This is a genomic window from Phreatobacter aquaticus, from assembly GCF_005160265.1.
Lineage (GTDB): Bacteria > Pseudomonadota > Alphaproteobacteria > Rhizobiales > Phreatobacteraceae > Phreatobacter > Phreatobacter aquaticus.
Map to the genome: position 1 here is coordinate 2,913,400 of NZ_CP039865.1, position 15,185 is coordinate 2,928,584.

General features: G+C 64.9%; 15 protein-coding genes. 9 read left to right on the forward strand and 6 right to left on the reverse strand.

The window, feature by feature from the left end; genetic code table 11:
* Window positions 1-13: 13 nt before the first annotated feature.
* Entirely contained in the window at window positions 14-1,096 is a 1,083-nt protein-coding gene (locus E8L99_RS13715) for a lysylphosphatidylglycerol synthase transmembrane domain-containing protein (RefSeq protein WP_137100069.1), read from the reverse strand.
* A 130-nt stretch (window positions 1,097-1,226) separates the two neighbouring features.
* Complete coding sequence (locus tag E8L99_RS13720) at window positions 1,227-1,865, reverse strand: MBL fold metallo-hydrolase (protein ID WP_137100070.1); 639 nt, start codon at window positions 1,863-1,865, stop codon at window positions 1,227-1,229.
* Between the two features lie 143 nt (window positions 1,866-2,008).
* Here E8L99_RS13720 and E8L99_RS13725 point away from each other — a divergent pair, with 143 nt between their 5' ends.
* Both E8L99_RS13725 and E8L99_RS13730 read left to right on the forward strand, forming a co-directional pair.
* Window positions 2,009-2,284 carry a hypothetical protein gene (locus tag E8L99_RS13725; RefSeq protein ID WP_137100071.1) on the forward strand — a complete coding sequence of 92 codons (276 nt, stop codon included), beginning with the start codon at window positions 2,009-2,011 and terminating at the stop codon, window positions 2,282-2,284.
* 250 nt (window positions 2,285-2,534) lie between these two features.
* Window positions 2,535-3,116: a transglycosylase SLT domain-containing protein gene (locus tag E8L99_RS13730; RefSeq protein ID WP_137100072.1), complete on the forward strand. Its 582-nt coding sequence runs from the start codon at window positions 2,535-2,537 to the stop codon at window positions 3,114-3,116.
* Window positions 3,117-3,213: 97 nt separating this feature from the next.
* On the opposite strand, the gene rpsA is transcribed toward E8L99_RS13730, so the two are convergent.
* The 4 genes from rpsA to E8L99_RS13750 all read right to left on the reverse strand — a co-directional run bounded on the left by rpsA (window position 3,214) and on the right by E8L99_RS13750 (window position 6,503).
* Window positions 3,214-4,920: a 30S ribosomal protein S1 gene (rpsA, locus tag E8L99_RS13735; protein ID WP_137100073.1), complete on the reverse strand. Its 1,707-nt coding sequence runs from the start codon at window positions 4,918-4,920 to the stop codon at window positions 3,214-3,216.
* A gap of 372 nt (window positions 4,921-5,292) precedes the next feature.
* Window positions 5,293-5,607: a hypothetical protein gene (locus tag E8L99_RS13740; protein WP_137100074.1), complete on the reverse strand. Its 315-nt coding sequence runs from the start codon at window positions 5,605-5,607 to the stop codon at window positions 5,293-5,295.
* Window positions 5,608-5,828: 221 nt separating this feature from the next.
* A complete protein-coding gene (locus E8L99_RS13745) occupies window positions 5,829-6,206 on the reverse strand; it encodes a cell division protein ZapA (protein WP_137100075.1) in 378 nt (125 codons plus the stop codon).
* Window positions 6,207-6,212: 6 nt separating this feature from the next.
* Window positions 6,213-6,503 (reverse strand): DUF4164 family protein, encoded by a 291-nt coding sequence (locus E8L99_RS13750; RefSeq protein WP_137100076.1) that lies wholly within the window; start codon window positions 6,501-6,503, stop codon window positions 6,213-6,215.
* A 232-nt stretch (window positions 6,504-6,735) separates the two neighbouring features.
* On the opposite strand from E8L99_RS13750, the gene E8L99_RS13755 reads away from it, so the two are divergent.
* The 7 genes from E8L99_RS13755 (at window position 6,736) to fba (ending at window position 15,171) form a co-directional block, all read left to right on the forward strand.
* Window positions 6,736-7,614, forward strand: a complete 879-nt coding sequence (locus E8L99_RS13755; RefSeq protein WP_252511110.1) for a fumarylacetoacetate hydrolase family protein — start codon at window positions 6,736-6,738, stop codon at window positions 7,612-7,614.
* Between the two features lie 57 nt (window positions 7,615-7,671).
* A complete protein-coding gene (locus E8L99_RS13760; RefSeq protein WP_137102118.1) occupies window positions 7,672-8,655 on the forward strand; it encodes a Bug family tripartite tricarboxylate transporter substrate binding protein in 984 nt (327 codons plus the stop codon).
* 178 nt (window positions 8,656-8,833) lie between these two features.
* Complete coding sequence (gene tkt / locus E8L99_RS13765; RefSeq protein WP_137100077.1) at window positions 8,834-10,834, forward strand: transketolase; 2,001 nt, start codon at window positions 8,834-8,836, stop codon at window positions 10,832-10,834.
* A 125-nt stretch (window positions 10,835-10,959) separates the two neighbouring features.
* The gene (gene gap, locus E8L99_RS13770) at window positions 10,960-11,970 is read left to right on the forward strand and encodes a type I glyceraldehyde-3-phosphate dehydrogenase (protein WP_137100078.1); all 1,011 of its coding nucleotides are present in this window, start codon (window positions 10,960-10,962) and stop codon (window positions 11,968-11,970) included.
* A gap of 206 nt (window positions 11,971-12,176) precedes the next feature.
* Window positions 12,177-13,367, forward strand: a complete 1,191-nt coding sequence (locus E8L99_RS13775) for a phosphoglycerate kinase (RefSeq protein ID WP_137100079.1) — start codon at window positions 12,177-12,179, stop codon at window positions 13,365-13,367.
* Between the two features lie 73 nt (window positions 13,368-13,440).
* Window positions 13,441-14,004: a hypothetical protein gene (locus E8L99_RS13780; protein WP_137100080.1), complete on the forward strand. Its 564-nt coding sequence runs from the start codon at window positions 13,441-13,443 to the stop codon at window positions 14,002-14,004.
* Window positions 14,005-14,103: 99 nt separating this feature from the next.
* On the forward strand, window positions 14,104-15,171 hold the full coding sequence (fba, locus tag E8L99_RS13785; RefSeq protein WP_137100081.1) for a class II fructose-bisphosphate aldolase: 1,068 nt from the start codon (window positions 14,104-14,106) through the stop codon (window positions 15,169-15,171).
* Window positions 15,172-15,185 lie beyond the last annotated feature (14 nt).

The window sequence follows — 15,185 nt, forward strand, 5'->3', positions numbered from 1 at the left end:
CGCCGGTAAACGATCATTGTGCCTGACCAGGCTGGCCTGCTTCCTTGGCAGCCTGCTTGGCAGCTTCCTGGCTCTGTTCGGCCGCACGGATCACCGCCATGCTTTCCTTGAGATGGCTGAGCGAATGGCCGCTTGCCAGTTCACGGATCGCGACGAGCGCAAGCGCCAGCACGAAGGGGATGATGAAATAATAGAGCCGGAACAGGATGAAGGCTGCGACCACCGCCTCGGCCGTGAAGCCGAGCGGCGGCAGGGCCACCAGCAGCGTCGCCTCGAAGGCACCCGCGGCGCCAGGCGCATGGGTCGCGAAACCCAGCAGCATGGCGGCGCAGAAGATGACCGCCACCGCCACGAAGGGTGCCGGCGGGGCGCCAGGCATCGCCATCAGGAGCACGTAGAGAATGGCAGCGCAGAAGCTGAGATCGACGATGCCGATCACCATCTGAAGCGCCGTCAGTGGAGCGCTCGGCAGGTTGATCCGCCAGGCGCCACGACCGAAGCCGCGCGGGCTCGCGACGAAAACGAGCCAGCCCGCCAGCACGGCGAGGATGATGAAACCGACGGTCCGGACTGTCCCGCCGCCGATGCCGAAGCCCTCGACCATGGGGCCGACCACATAGGGCTCCAGCACGAAGCCCAGGCCGAGAACCGTCGCATTGCCGAGCCAGAACGTCAGGCCCGCGATGAAACAGATCTTCACGACCTCCGGGGGGGTGATCTGAAAGCGCGAATAGACGAGGTAGCGCACCACGGCAGCCGTGAACACGGTGGCGCCGAGGTTGTGCGCGATGGAGTAGCTGGTGAATGAGCCGACCGCACAGGCGGGGTAGGGGATGTCGCTGCGCCCGATCGTGCGGGTGGCGAAATAGTCATACACCGTGAGTGTCGTGTAGGCGGCCGCTGCAAACAGCCCCGCCAGGATCAGCGTGCCTGGCCCGATCTGGCCGATGGCCTCCCAGACCTTGGTCCAGTCGATCGCCTTGAGCTTGTCGTAGAGCACATAGATCGCGAAGCCGAGCATCGCGAGCGACACGGCGAGAAGTATGCGCTTGAACCCGATCCGGTCGCGCAGAAATGTCAGAACTGGCTGAAACAAAAGGCTATCCTGAAGCGCGTTGGCGCGAAAGCCTTCGCGCGGTCTGATGGGCCAAGTAACAGAACATTTGTTGCCCTGATATGTCGGCGCATATCAGGGAAAGTGCGGATCGCGACAAGAGGCCGCTGCCTCAGGTGAGGAAGGGGTTCGTCTGCCGCTCGCGGCCGAGCGTGGTGGCGGCGCCGTGTCCCGGCAGCACGGTGAAATCGTCACCCAGTGGCAGGATCTTCTCCTTGATGCCCTGGACCAGCAATTCGTGATTGCCACCGGGGATATCGGTCCGGCCGACCGAGCCCTGGAACACGGTATCGCCGACGAGCGCGAATTCCGACGGCGCATGGACGAACACCACATGGCCAGGCGCGTGCCCTGGAACGTGCAGCACATCGAAGACGAGGCCGCCGACCGATACCGTATCGCCTTCGACCAGCCAGCGGTCGGGCGTCAGCGTGCGCACGCCCGCCATCCCGAAGCGCGCGGCCTGGGCCGGAAGGTTGCTCAACAGCGTTTCGTCGGCCTGATGCGGCCCCTCGACGGGGATGCCCAGGATCTCGGCGAGTTCTGCCGCGCCACCGGCATGGTCGATATGGCCGTGGGTGATGAGGATCTTCTCCGCAGTCACCTTCAGGTCCTTGAGGGCTCCCTGGATGCGGGCGAGATCCCCACCAGGGTCGACCACCGCGCCCTTCATCGTGTCCTTGTCCCAGACGATCGAACAATTCTGTTCGAAGGGCGTGACGGGGACGATGGCAACTTTCAATTCCGGCATGGGGCGCTCCCGATTGTCTGCTGGAGATAGAGACAGGGACTGGCGGAGGCAAGCGCGCCGATCATCCCGGCTCCGGCTTGCCTCAGGGCTCCGGCCATGCGCGACTGTGGATGGCGTCAGGACCTATGGGGATGGAGGCAGATGTGGCGCTTCGCTGGACTGTGCTGATCCTTGCCGGCCTGGAGGCCGTGCTGTGGCTGGCGATCGGCGCGAATGGGCTCTTCTCGCGCTCCGACCCCGCGACCCGCGGTCTGGATCAGGCTGCCGCCCTCATCGCGACCGCTGTCTTCGCCCTGTCGGGGCTCCCGGCGCTGGTGCTTGCAGCCAGAGATCGGTTTCTCCCCGTGGCGCTTGGTCTCACGCTGTTTCCGGTGGTCGTGACTGTCACCGGCGTGGCGCTGCTTCTGCTCTGGCGCTGAGCTGCCCTTCTTCGCCCCGGTCTGTTCGCGTTGTCGCCGCATTCGGCTGCGACAGATGACCTGTCTCGGAAGGTGGTGCAACGGAAGATGTTGCATTGCAGCAAGAGGCAATTTATAAGCCGCCCCCTTGGTCCGGTCGAGTGAATGGCCTCAGCTTACGTCATAAGGACGGTGCTTGAGGTTCGACCACAGGACGCTGTCGATTGACGCATCCGTTAGAGATGCATCGGCAATACTCAGGAACAAAGATATGATGACGATCAGGAAGGCGGCCATTGGCCGCTTTGCAATGCATTGTACTGTTGGCGCCATGCTCGCCATCCCCCTCATGAGCGGAACCCATGCGAAGGCCGACGAGGCCGGGGACTTGTCCTGGGCTGCGCTTTACGCCCGTTCAAATCCCGCAACGGGCACTCCCCGAGAGTTCATCGCACCGTCTGCCAGCGCTGTGGCGGCCGCGCCGTCCGACCGCTCGGACGTTGCCCGCCGCATCGCCGAGGTCGCGGCGCGCCACGGCGTGCCGGCCCGCTTCGCGCTCGCCGTCGCCCGCATCGAAAGCAACATGCGCTGTCAGGCTCGCGGCAGCCACGGCGAACTCGGACCGCTGCAGATCAAGCCGGCGACCGCACGTGGTCTTGGTTATACCGGTCCGGCGGCGGCGCTGAATTCCTGCGGCGCCGGGCTTGAATGGGGCATGCGCCACCTGGCGATTGCCTATCAGCGCTGCGGCTCTGCCGCTGGTGCCGCGGCCCTCCACAATCGGGGGCTGGCCGCGTCCTGCTCGCGCACGGCCTATTCCAACTCCGTCACCCGGACCATGGCCAGCCTCTGAGCCTGCCGTCCCAGTGACGCACGAAAAACCCCGCGCGGATCGCTCCACGCGGGGTTCTTTTTGAGCAGGCAGTGAGGGGCCTTGCGGCCCCTTCGCCTTACTTCTTGTCGGTGGTGCGCGCCTTGAGGGCGGCGCCCAGGATGTCGCCGAGCGAAGCGCCTGAGTCAGCCGAGCCGAACTGGGCCATGGCTTCCTTCTCCTCGGCCACTTCCAGCGCCTTGATCGACACCTGGACCTTGCGGGCCTTGCGGTCGAACATGATGACGCGGGCATCGAGCTTCTCGCCAGCGGCGAAGCGCTCGGGGCGCTGGTCGGCGCGGTCGCGAGCAAGCTCCGAACGCTTGATGAACGAGGTCAGGTCCGTGCCGGTCAGCTTCACATCGATGCCGCCTTCCTTCACGTCGATGACTTCGCAGGTCACGATCTGGCCCTTGCGCAGCTCGCCGGCATCCGCGAACGGATCACCACCAACCTGCTTGAGACCGAGCGAGATGCGCTCCTTCTCCACGTCCACGTCGAGGACCTGGGCGCGGATGATGTCGCCCTTCTTGAATTCCTCGATGACCTGCTCGCCCGGACGGTTCCAGTCGAGATCGGACAGATGGACCATGCCGTCCACATCGCCCTCGAGACCCAGGAACAGACCGAACTCGGTCTTGTTCTTGACCTCGCCCTCGACGACGGCACCGATCGGGTGACGCTCGATGAAGGCTTCCCAGGGGTTCTGCAGGGTCTGCTTGAGGCCCAGCGAGATGCGGCGCTTGGAGGAGTCGACCTCGAGAACCGAAACTTCCACTTCCTGCGAGGTCGAGACGATCTTGCCGGGATGGACGTTCTTCTTGGTCCAGCTCATTTCCGAGACGTGGATCAGACCCTCGATGCCCGGCTCCAGCTCCACGAAGGCGCCGTAGTCGGTGATGTTGGTGACGCGGCCCTTGAACTTGGCATTGATCGGGTACTTGGCCTCGATGCCCTGCCACGGATCGTCCAGGAGCTGCTTCATGCCCAGCGAGATGCGGTGCGTCTCGTGGTTGATCTTGACGATCTTGACCTTCACGGTCTGGCCGATTGTCAGCACCTCGGACGGGTGGTTGACGCGGCGCCAGGCGATGTCGGTGACATGCAGCAGGCCATCGATGCCGCCGAGATCAACGAACGCACCGTAATCGGTGATGTTCTTGACCACGCCGTCGATGATCTGACCCTCTTCGAGGTTCTGCACCAGCTCGTGACGCTGCTCGGCGCGGGTCTCTTCGAGAACCGTGCGGCGCGACACGACGATATTGCCGCGGCGGCGATCCATCTTCAGGATCTGGAACGGCTGCGGCGAGTTCATCAGCGGGCCGACGTCGCGGATCGGACGGATGTCGACCTGGCTGCGCGGCAGGAAGGCCACGGCGCCGTCGAGATCGACGGTGTAACCGCCCTTGACGGTGTTGAAGATCGTGCCGGTGACCTTCTCGTTGGCGTTGAACGCCTTCTCGAGCTTGACCCAGCTTTCCTCGCGGCGAGCCTTGTCACGCGAGATGACGGCCTCACCGAGCGCGTTCTCGATGCGCTCCAGATAGACCTCGACGATGTCGCCGATCTTGATCTCGCCTTCACGGCCGGGGCCGGTGAATTCCTTGAGTGCGACGCGGCCTTCGGTCTTCAGGCCGACGTCGATGATCGCCAGATCCTTCTCGATCCCGACCACGGTTCCCTTGACCACGGAACCTTCGTTCATTTCAGTCGTCGTGAAGCTCTCGGCGAGCAGTGCCGCGAAATCGTCGCGGCTCGGATTGTAGCTGGTGGCGGAAGCCATTCGTTTTCAGTCCTTGTGGCCCGTTGGTGCGCCGGGTTGATGGAGACCGTCAGCGTCTGTCGGGCCGGACGAGGGGCAAAGATCGCGTCCGGACGCGGCCTCGATGAGGCTCGCGGGCGCAACCCGACAGGGCAACGGCTTAGATAAGATGAAATCTCAGGCGGACCGTGGCCGGCACTGGCAGTGGACCCCATCCGAAGGCGGCAGCCCGTCGGGGGCCACGGCGTGGACGCAAAGGCGGGCAGGGGCTTTCACCCTGTCCCGGGCGGCGAGCCGCCCCGGCACTGTCAGCGGCGCCGACCAGAAGTCGAACCGCATGCGAAGGCGTCGCCAATACAGGAAAATTGCCGCAACGACAAGCGTTCGGAGCGCTCAGGCCGGAGTTGGAATCGGCTTCGGCGCGGCCTGCTGCTTGCGGCGGTCGAAGGTGAAACGCCCGCTGCGCTTCAGCTCGAGGATGAAGGCGACAAATTGGGCCGATGACAGGATCTGCTCGTCGCCGGTCCGATAGGTCACGAAGAACCGCGAACGGTCGCGGAACATGGTGACCCGCGCCTCGACGACCGCCTCCGCGCGCGTTGCCACGTCGGGTTTGGTCATGATCACGCCCCAGCGATCCCGGGGCTGTTCGGGAGGCGCTTCGACGAAATCGAACTCACTGGCCGCGCGGGCCTTCATTGCGGTCATCCCGCCGGTCCCAACTGTACGCTCGAACGGCCCGGTGGCCGTCCGGATCGATATGGCGAGGGGATGTCCTTTGGAGCGATCACCTGCCTGTGGACTGCCGCGGGACAAGCAGCATGGAAGCGCGGCCCGCCAACCGAAACAGATACAAAGCGTCGTCCAATCCGGTTAAATGTTTGTGACTATTGTCGGCAAACGGCGGATTGGTTCGACAGCATGGCGGGTCATCGATCGCCGCCGCGGCCCGATGACATCAGATCAGCGGTCATGCGCTCGATCGTGCCGACGGCATGCTCGATCGCCTCCGCCATCTGCGCCTCGCGGACTTCCGCTCGTTCGATCAGCAGCGCGCGGGCCTCGCGCGTCGCCGCGATCTCGGCCTCGGCCTGGCGCAAGCGGCGCTTCACGTCTGCGAGTTCATCCGCCACCATGATCGCCGCCATGACGGTCAGCCGGGTGTCGCCGATCTCACCGAAGGCTCCCTTGAGCTGGTCGACCTTGCCGTTGACGTCGTCGGCGAGCTTCAGCAGGTGGTCTTCCTGCCCGTCGTCACAGGCCATCCGGAATTGACGGCCGTTGATGGTCACCGACACATGGGCCATGGCGCGTCAGCTCTCATAGGCGGCAAGCACGCCGCGGATCGCATCCATGGACTGGTCGAGACGCCGCACGACGTCACGATTGGCCGCCTCCAGCAGGGCTATGCGGTCCGTGGATCGATCGAGTTCCTCGGCGAGCCGGGCCCGGTCTTCCTCGGCTGCCTGAGCCTGCAACTGGAGACGCTCCTGTCCCCGCTCGTTCTCGATCCGGCGGGCGATCGCGGTCTCGAGACCGGACAGCGCCGCCGACAGCCGGCGGGTAGCTGCTTCAAGACGCGAGGGATCGGCCGTTGGTGCCAAGCGTTTGCCTGCCGGTGGTTTTCATGGGCCAAGGGCCACCGCCGCTACGGCGCCCGCGAGGATCGGGACCCTACGCGACGGCGAGAAACAGCGTCAATCACCTTGACCCACTTCACGGGTTTCGCGTCGATCTCCCTGCAAGGTTGAAACTGTCGCGGCTGCGGCCCTCGACCGCCGATTAGGCGGTGATATAAGTCAGACAAACACCTGCAAACGTTTGAGGAGACGGCCCGTGCGGCTTGTGACGATCAAAACCGGCAAGGGGCATCACGTCGCCCAATTGAGCGCGGACGGCCAGTCGATGCGCCTGTTGAAGGCGGAAGCCGGAGAGGCCGCAACGTCGATGATTGCAGCCATTTCCAGCTGGAAATCGCTGACGCCCAGGCTTGAAGGCCTCCTGGAGGCGCCTCTGGCACTTGCATCGGTGACATTGTGCGCGCCGATCCCGCGCCCCGCCCGCAACATTTTCTGCGTCGGCAAGAACTACCACGAGCACGCCAAGGAATTTGCCCAGAGCGGTTTCGATTCGACCGCCAAGGAAGTGGTGCCCGAAGCTCCCGTGGTGTTCTCCAAGCCGCCGAGCGCGGTGATCGCGACCGGCGAAACGATTCTCGGTTCGCTCGATCCGACCAACTCCGTCGACTACGAGGGCGAGCTCGGTGTGGTCATCGGCACCGGTGGCCGCGGCATTTCCAAGGCAGCCGCGCTGGGCCACGTGTTCGGCTACACCGTGATCAACGATGTCACCGCCCGCACGCTGCAGCAGAAGCATCGGCAATGGCTGCTCGGCAAAGGCATCGACACATTCTGTCCGATGGGGCCCGCCATCCTGACCGCCGATGAGGTCCCTGACCCGGCGAAGCTGACGCTCAAGACCTGGGTGAACGGCGAGTTGCGCCAGGATGCGGTCGTCTCCGATCTCATCTTCGACATTCCGACGCTCATCGAGACCATTTCATCGGTCATCGCGCTGGAGCCCGGCGATGTGATCGCGACCGGCACGCCCGTTGGTGTCGGCATCGGCTTCAATCCGCCGAAATTCCTGGTCAAGGGCGACCGCGTCGCCATCGAGATTTCAGGGATCGGACGCATCGAGAACCCGGTCGGCTGAATCGGGATCAATCAGGACGGAACGCCACGTTTGGAGGAAGACGAGATGCGGAAAGCGCTGGATCGACGTGCATTCATGGGCGCTGCCGCGCTGCCGATTGCCGCCGGCCTGGCGCCGGCCTTCGGTCAGGCGGCCTGGCCAAGCCAGAACATCCGCATGGTCGTGCCCTTCCCACCGGGCGGGCAGGCTGATCTCGCGGCCCGGCCCGTTGCCCAGTCGCTGGAAAAACTGCTGGGGCGTCCCGTTGTCGTCGACAACCGGGGTGGCGCGGGCGGCGCCATCGGCAATACGGCCGTCGCGCGATCGACGCCCGACGGCCATACGCTCCTGATGACGCTGTCCTCGCTGGCCGTCCTGCCCGAGGCCGACCGGCTCATGGCGCGCGCGGTCCAGTACGAGGTTGACCATCTGGTGCCGATCGCGCGCGTTCTGGCCGATCCGACCCTGCTCGCCGTCAATGCCCGCGCACCCTGGAAATCGGTTGCCGATCTCGTCGCTGACGCCAAGGCACGGCCGGGCGTGATTCCCTACGGTTCGTCAGGACCCTATGGCACGCTGCATGTCTCGATGGAGATGTTCGCAACCAATGCCGAGATCAGGATGAACCACATCCCCTATCGCGGCGCGGGCCCAGCGCTGACCGACCTGATCTCCGGCAATATCCAGGCGCTCGCCTCGGCCCCCGGCGTCCTGAAACAGCAGGTCGAGGCTGGCACCATCCGCGTGCTGGCCAATTTCGGCGCCGAACGCATCCCGAGCTTTCCCGATACGCCGACCTTCCGCGAACTCGGCTATCCGGATGTCGAGTTCTATATCTGGGCGGGACTGTTCGGCCCCGCCGGTATGCCGGGCGCGGTGGTCACCAAGCTGCGCGATACCATGAAGACGACGATGGCCGACGCCGAGGTCCGGCGCGTGTTCGACAATGCCGGCTCTCCTCCGGCCTATCAGGACCAGCCGGAATTTGCCGCCTTCATCGCTTCGGATTCGGCGCGTCTGATCCGCGCGGTGCGCAAGATCGGTCGCGTCGAAGGCGGTTGATCCCTGCAAACCGGCCAAAATGAAGGGCCGGCCTGCCGATCGGACCATTGACTTGGGCTTTTGCGCTGTTAGGACACGCCCCAACAGCCCGATCCTGATGTCTTCGGGCCCTTTCATCGGCCGCGTGCCCCCTTCGGCGCAATGAAGCGATCCGGGCGCGCGCAAGGGAGCAGCCTTCATGCCGTCCGTCGATCTCACATCCCCCAAAATCCATGGCCGCATGGCGAACGCGATCCGCGCCCTGTCCATGGACGCTGTCGAGCAGGCCAAGTCCGGTCATCCCGGCCTGCCGATGGGCGCGGCCGACATGGCGACCGTGCTGTTCTCGCGCTTCCTGAAGATTGATCCGGCGAACCCCACCTGGGCCGACCGTGATCGCTTCGTGCTGTCAGCCGGCCATGGCTCGATGCTGGTCTACGCGCTCAATCATCTTGTCGGCTACAAGGACATGCCGATGGAGGAGATCCGCCGTTTCCGGCAGATCGGCTCCAAGACCCCCGGTCACCCCGAATATGGCCACACCCTCGGCGTCGAGACGACGACCGGCCCGCTGGGGCAGGGCATCGCGACCGCCGTCGGCATGGCCATGGCCGAGAAGATGCTGGCCGCCGAATTCGGCAAGAAGGTTGTCGACCACTTCACCTATGTGCTCGCCTCCGACGGCGACCTGATGGAGGGCATCTCCCAGGAGGCCATCGCAATGGCCGGTCACTGGAAGCTGAACAAGCTGATCGTGCTCTTCGACGACAATGGCATTTCCATCGATGGCCCACTGTCGATCGCCGACTCGGTCGACCAGGTGAAGCGCTTCCAGGCCGCCGGCTGGCGCGCCGAGCGCATCGACGGCCATGATGCCGAGGCGATCGCCGCCGCCATCCTGCGGGCTCAGAAGTCCGGCAAGCCGTCGCTCATCGCCTGCAAGACCATCATCGGCTATGGCGCACCGAAGAAGGCCGGCACCTCCAAGGCCCATGGCGAGCCGCTGGGCGCGGACGAGCTGAAGGCCGCCAAGGACAAGCTCGGCATCGACTGGCCGGCCTTCACGGTTCCCGCCGATATCGCCCAGGCCTGGGCCGAGGTCGGCAAGCGCGGCGCGAGCGCCCGCAAGGACTGGGAAGCCCGCTTCGCGACCCTGAGCCCGGGCAAGCAGTCCGAATTCACCCGCCGGATGCGCCACGAGCGCTCGCCCAAGCTCGCCAAGGCCTTCACCGCCCACAAGAAGGCGCTGATCGCGACGCCGCAGAACATCGCCACCCGCAAGTCGTCGGAACTGGCGGTTGAGGTCATCGCCGGTGTCATGCCGGAATTCCTGGCGGGGTCGGCCGATCTCACCGGCTCCAACAACACCAAGGCGAAGTCTGCCGTCGCCTTCTCCGCCAAGACGCCGAAGGGCCGCTACGTCCATTACGGCATCCGCGAGCACGGCATGGCCGCTGCCATGAACGGCATCGCGCTCCATGGCGGCCTTGCCCCCAATGGCGCGACCTTCATGGTCTTCACCGACTATTGCCGCCCGGCGATCCGCCTCTCGGCGCTGATGGGTCTCGGCGTGGTCTATGTCATGACCCATGATTCCATCGGCCTCGGCGAGGACGGCCCGACTCATCAGCCGGTCGAGCATCTGGCAGCGCTCCGCGCCATTCCCGGCCTGCGCGTGTTCCGCCCGGCCGATTCCATCGAGGTCGCCGAGACCTGGGAACTGGCGCTCCAGCGCACCGATGGCCCGACCATCCTGGCGCTGACCCGCCAGAACCTGCCGCAGCTGCGCACCGACGCGAAAGCCAACCGCTCGGCTGCCGGCGCCTATGAGCTGATCGCAGCCGAAGGCGGCAAGGCCCAGGCAACCCTGTTTGCCACGGGTTCCGAAGTCGAGATCGCGGTGGCTGCTCGCAAGCTGCTGGCCGACAAGGGCGTCCGCGCCCGCGTCGTCTCCGTTCCCTCGCTCGACCTGTTCCTGCAGCAATCGGCCGAGGACCGCGCCAAGGTGATTGGTTCCGCTGGCGTCAAGGTCGCCATCGAGGCCGGCATCCGCCAGGGCTGGGACGCGGTGATCGGCGCCGATGGCCTGTTCGTCGGCATGTCCTCGTTCGGCGCCTCGGCGCCCTACAAGGAACTCTACAAGCATTTCGGCATCACGGCGGAAGCCGCGGCCGACGCCGTGCTCAAGGCGCTGGCCTGATCTGACTTCATGAAGGCCGGAGCGCCAATGCCCCGGTCTTGCCACCATCGGGCGCCACTGCGTGACGCCGATCGATTTCGGGACCGGGCTGGAATTTCCGGCCGCATGCCAAGGAGAAGCTCAACATGACCGTTCGCGTCTTCATCAACGGTTTCGGCCGCATCGGCCGTAACGTCCTGCGCGCCATTGTCGAGGGCAAGCGCAAGGACATCGAGGTTGTCGGCATCAACGACCTCGGTCCGGTGGCGACCAATGCCCATCTCCTCAGGTTCGATTCGGTTCACGGCCGCTTCCCGGCCGAGGTGACCGTCGACGGCGACTTCATCGTGGTCGCCGGCAAGCGCATCAAGGTCACCGCGATCAAGGATCCGGCCGAGCTTCCGCACAAGGAACTCAATGTCGATGTGGCAATGGAATGCACCGGCATCTTCACCACCCGCGACAAGGCCGCCGCCCATCTGAAGGCCGGCGCCAAGCGCGTTCTGGTCTCGGCTCCCTGCGACGGCGCCGATCTGACGGTGGTCTTCGGCGTCAATGACGACAAGCTCACCAAGGATCATCTCGTCGTCTCCAACGCCTCCTGCACCACCAATTGCCTCGCCCCTGTCGTCTCCGTGCTGCACAAGACCTGCGGCATCGACAAGGGCTTCATGACCACGATCCATGCCTATACCGGCGACCAGCCGACGCTCGACACCATGCACAAGGATCTCTACCGCGCCCGCGCCGCGGCCTTGTCGATGATCCCGACCTCGACGGGCGCCGCCAAGGCGATCGGCCTGGTCATTCCCGAACTGAAGGGCCGTCTCGACGGCACCTCGATCCGTGTGCCGACGCCGAATGTCTCGGTGGTCGATTTCAAGTTCCTGGCCAAGCGCAAGACGACGGTCGAGAAGGTCAACGAGGCCATCGTCAAGGCATCCAAGCGCGGTTCGCTCAAGGGCATCCTGTCCTATACCGACGAGCCCAATGTCTCGATCGACATGAACCACAATCCGCATTCGTCGATCTTCGCTCTCGACCAGACCAAGGTCATGGACGAGAAGTTCGTGCGCATCCTCACCTGGTACGACAATGAGTGGGGCTTCTCGAACCGCATGAGCGACACCGCTGTCGCGCTCGCCAAGCTGATCTGACTGTGCTTTGATTCCGGCGCCTCCATCGGGAGGCGCCGTCGATCTATCGAGGTGACATGAGCTGGCAGAACGTCCTGGGGCTGACTGGATTGGTCGGTCTGATCGCCTTGATCATTTTCGGGTTCCGCCAAGGCCTGAGCCGCGACTCGAAACCAAACCACGACAACTGGTCCGCCGATCCCCGCGACCCAACCCCTTAGCTGAACATGACCTCATTCCGCACCCTCGACGATGCCGATCTCAAGGGAAAGCGCGCGCTGGTGCGCGTCGATCTCAATGTTCCCATGGAGAATGGCCGGGTCACCGACCTGACGCGCCTGGAGCGCATCGTGCCGACGCTGACGACGCTCGCCGACGGCGGCGCCAAGGTCATCATCCTCGCCCATTTCGGCCGTCCCAAGGGGGTCGATCCCACCCAGTCGCTGAAGGCCGTGGTGCCGGCGCTGGCCGACGTGCTGAGGCGCCCCGTCGCCTTCGCCGAGGACTGCATCGGCGATGTCGCGAAGAAGGCCGTGGACGCGATCAAGCCGGGCGAGATCCTGGTCCTTGAGAACACTCGCTTCCACAAGGGCGAGGAAAAGAACGACCCCGATTTCGTGCGTGCGCTGGCCGCCAATGGCGACCTCTGGGTTGCCGACGCCTTCTCGGCCTCTCACCGCGCCCATGCCTCGACCGAAGGCCTCGGCCATGTCCTGCCGGCCTATGCCGGGCGCACCATGCAGGCCGAACTCGAGGCGCTGACCAAGGCGCTGGAGAAGCCCGAGCGGCCGGTCGCAGCCGTTGTCGGCGGCGCCAAGGTGTCGACCAAGCTCGATCTCATCGGCAACCTGTCGAAGAAGGTCGACGTCCTGATCATCGGCGGCGGCATGGCCAACACCTTCCTCGCCGCCGAGGGCAAGTCTGTCGGCAAGTCGCTCTGCGAGCATGATCTCGTCGAGACCGCGCGCACCATGGTGGCGGAGGCCGCGAAGAACGGCTGCCGCATCGTGCTGCCGGTCGATGTCGTCTGCGCCAAGGAATTCAAGGCCAATGCGCCGCACCGCGTCTGCGGTGTCGACGACGTGGCCGCCGACGAGATGATCCTCGATATCGGCCCGAAATCGGTCGAGCATGTCGTGTCCGTGCTGGCTCAGTCGAAGACGCTGGTCTGGAACGGGCCGTTCGGCGCCTTCGAGATGGAGCCCTTCGACAATGGCACCGTGTCGGTGGCGGAAGCGGCCGCTGAACTGACGAAGAATGGCGATCTCGTCTCGGTGGCCGGTGGCGGAGACACGGTCTCGGCGCTCAACCAGGCTGGCGCGGCCGACCGCTTCACCTATGTCTCGACCGCCGGTGGCGCCTTCCTCGAATGGATGGAAGGCAAGCCGCTGCCGGGCGTGGATGTGCTAAGGTCCTGATGCGCTGTCCCGCATGCCGGGGCATCTGACGCGACCATCCTTGCGGGAGGCCATGCTGAGAAGCATGAGGTTCTTGACTGCGGCTCTCCTGGCCATCGTCTGCGCGCCGGCAACCGCCGCCGCGCAGGACACGCGCCCGACCGTCCTGCTGCTCGATGGCCTGTTCATCTACGTCCACCAGCAATATGTCGGCGTGTCCGCGCTGGCCGGCATGCTCGATCGGCTCGGCTATCGCACCCTCGTTGATACCCACCTCATGACGCGCACGGCCAACGCCGCGCCCGATGTGATCATCGGTCACTCGATGGGCGGATCGAGCGCGCTGAAATATGCTGGCGAAATGGTCGCCGCCGGCAAGCCGGCCCCGGTCATCATCACCATCGATGCCGCTTTCGGCTCGCCGGCCTGTCCCGTGCCCCGCTGCACCAACATCCGCACGCCCGGCTTTCCGGACATCGTCGGCGCCGAGAACATCGACGCCTGGAAAGCAGGGGCCTTCATGGTGAACCACGCCATGCTGGCGACCAATCCGGCGGTCCAGCAGATGGTCCTCCGCCAGGCCGAGGCGATCCTGATCGAGCGCATGCCGGCAACCCCGCCGCTGAGCGCGCCGATCCCTCTGCCGCGGCCGCATTAAGTCTATGCTCTTCGCCCCGAACAGACGGCTTTTTTTGGCCGCGCGCTTGGGTTAGACGGTCATCAGCCCCGTTCAAGAACCTCAAGGATGGAACCGCCCATGGCCCGCATCACGCTTCGCCAGCTTCTCGACCACGCCGCCGAAAACGATTACGGCGTGCCGGCCTTCAACATCAACAATATGGAGCAGGCGCTGGCGATCATGGAGGCGGCCAATGCCGTCGATGCGCCGGTGATCATCCAGGCCTCGCGCGGCGCGCGGTCCTACGCCAATGACATCATGCTCAAGCACATGATGGACGCCGTCACCGAAATCTACCCGCACATCCCGGTCTGCGTGCATCTCGACCACGGCAACGAGCCGGCGACCTGCATGACCGCGATCCAGGCCGGTTTCACCTCGGTCATGATGGACGGCTCGCTGAAGGCCGACGGCAAGACCCCCGGCGACTGGGACTACAATGTCGGCGTGACCAAGCAGGTCACCGACATGTCCCATCTCGGCGGCATCTCGGTCGAGGGTGAGCTCGGCGTGCTCGGCTCGCTCGAGACCGGCGAGGGCGAGAAGGAAGACGGCCATGGCGCCGAGGGCAAGCTCTCCCACGACCAGCTGCTGACCAATCCCGATGAGGCCGTGAAATTCGTGCGCGAGACCAAGGTCGATGCGCTCGCCATCGCCATGGGCACCTCGCACGGCGCCTACAAGTTCTCGCGCAAGCCCGACGGCAAGGTTCTCGCGATGAACGTCATCGAGGAGATCCACCGCAAGCTGCCGAACACCCATCTGGTGATGCACGGCTCCTCGTCGGTGCCGCAGGAGCTGCAGGACATCATCAACAAGTTCGGCGGCCAGATGAAGCCGACCTGGGGCGTGCCGGTCGAGGAGATCCAGCGCGGCATCAAGCACGGCGTGCGCAAGATCAACATCGACACCGACAACCGGATGGCCATGACCGGCCAGATCCGCAAGGTCTTCGCCGAGAACCCGAGCGAGTTCGACCCGCGCAAATATCTGAAGCCCGCCATGGAGGCGATGACCAAGCTCTGCCGCCAGCGCCTGGAAGAGTTCAACACCGCCGGCCAGGCTTCCAAGATCAAGAAGGTCATCACACTGGCCGACATGGCCAAGCGCTATGCCAAGGGCGATCTCGACCCGAAGATCGCCTGATCCAGCGGTAGCCG

Coding starts and splice junctions, on each gene's coding strand:
- E8L99_RS13720 (WP_137100070.1), bottom strand. CDS start 1,865: ATGCCGGAATTGAAAGTTGCCATCGTCCCCGTCACGCCCTTCGAACAG.
- E8L99_RS13730 (WP_137100072.1), top strand. CDS start 2,535: ATGATGACGATCAGGAAGGCGGCCATTGGCCGCTTTGCAATGCATTGT.
- rpsA (WP_137100073.1), bottom strand. CDS start 4,920: ATGGCTTCCGCCACCAGCTACAATCCGAGCCGCGACGATTTCGCGGCA.
- E8L99_RS13740 (WP_137100074.1), bottom strand. CDS start 5,607: ATGACCGCAATGAAGGCCCGCGCGGCCAGTGAGTTCGATTTCGTCGAA.
- E8L99_RS13745 (WP_137100075.1), bottom strand. CDS start 6,206: ATGGCCCATGTGTCGGTGACCATCAACGGCCGTCAATTCCGGATGGCC.
- tkt (WP_137100077.1), top strand. CDS start 8,834: ATGCCGTCCGTCGATCTCACATCCCCCAAAATCCATGGCCGCATGGCG.
- gap (WP_137100078.1), top strand. CDS start 10,960: ATGACCGTTCGCGTCTTCATCAACGGTTTCGGCCGCATCGGCCGTAAC.
- E8L99_RS13775 (WP_137100079.1), top strand. CDS start 12,177: ATGACCTCATTCCGCACCCTCGACGATGCCGATCTCAAGGGAAAGCGC.
- fba (WP_137100081.1), top strand. CDS start 14,104: ATGGCCCGCATCACGCTTCGCCAGCTTCTCGACCACGCCGCCGAAAAC.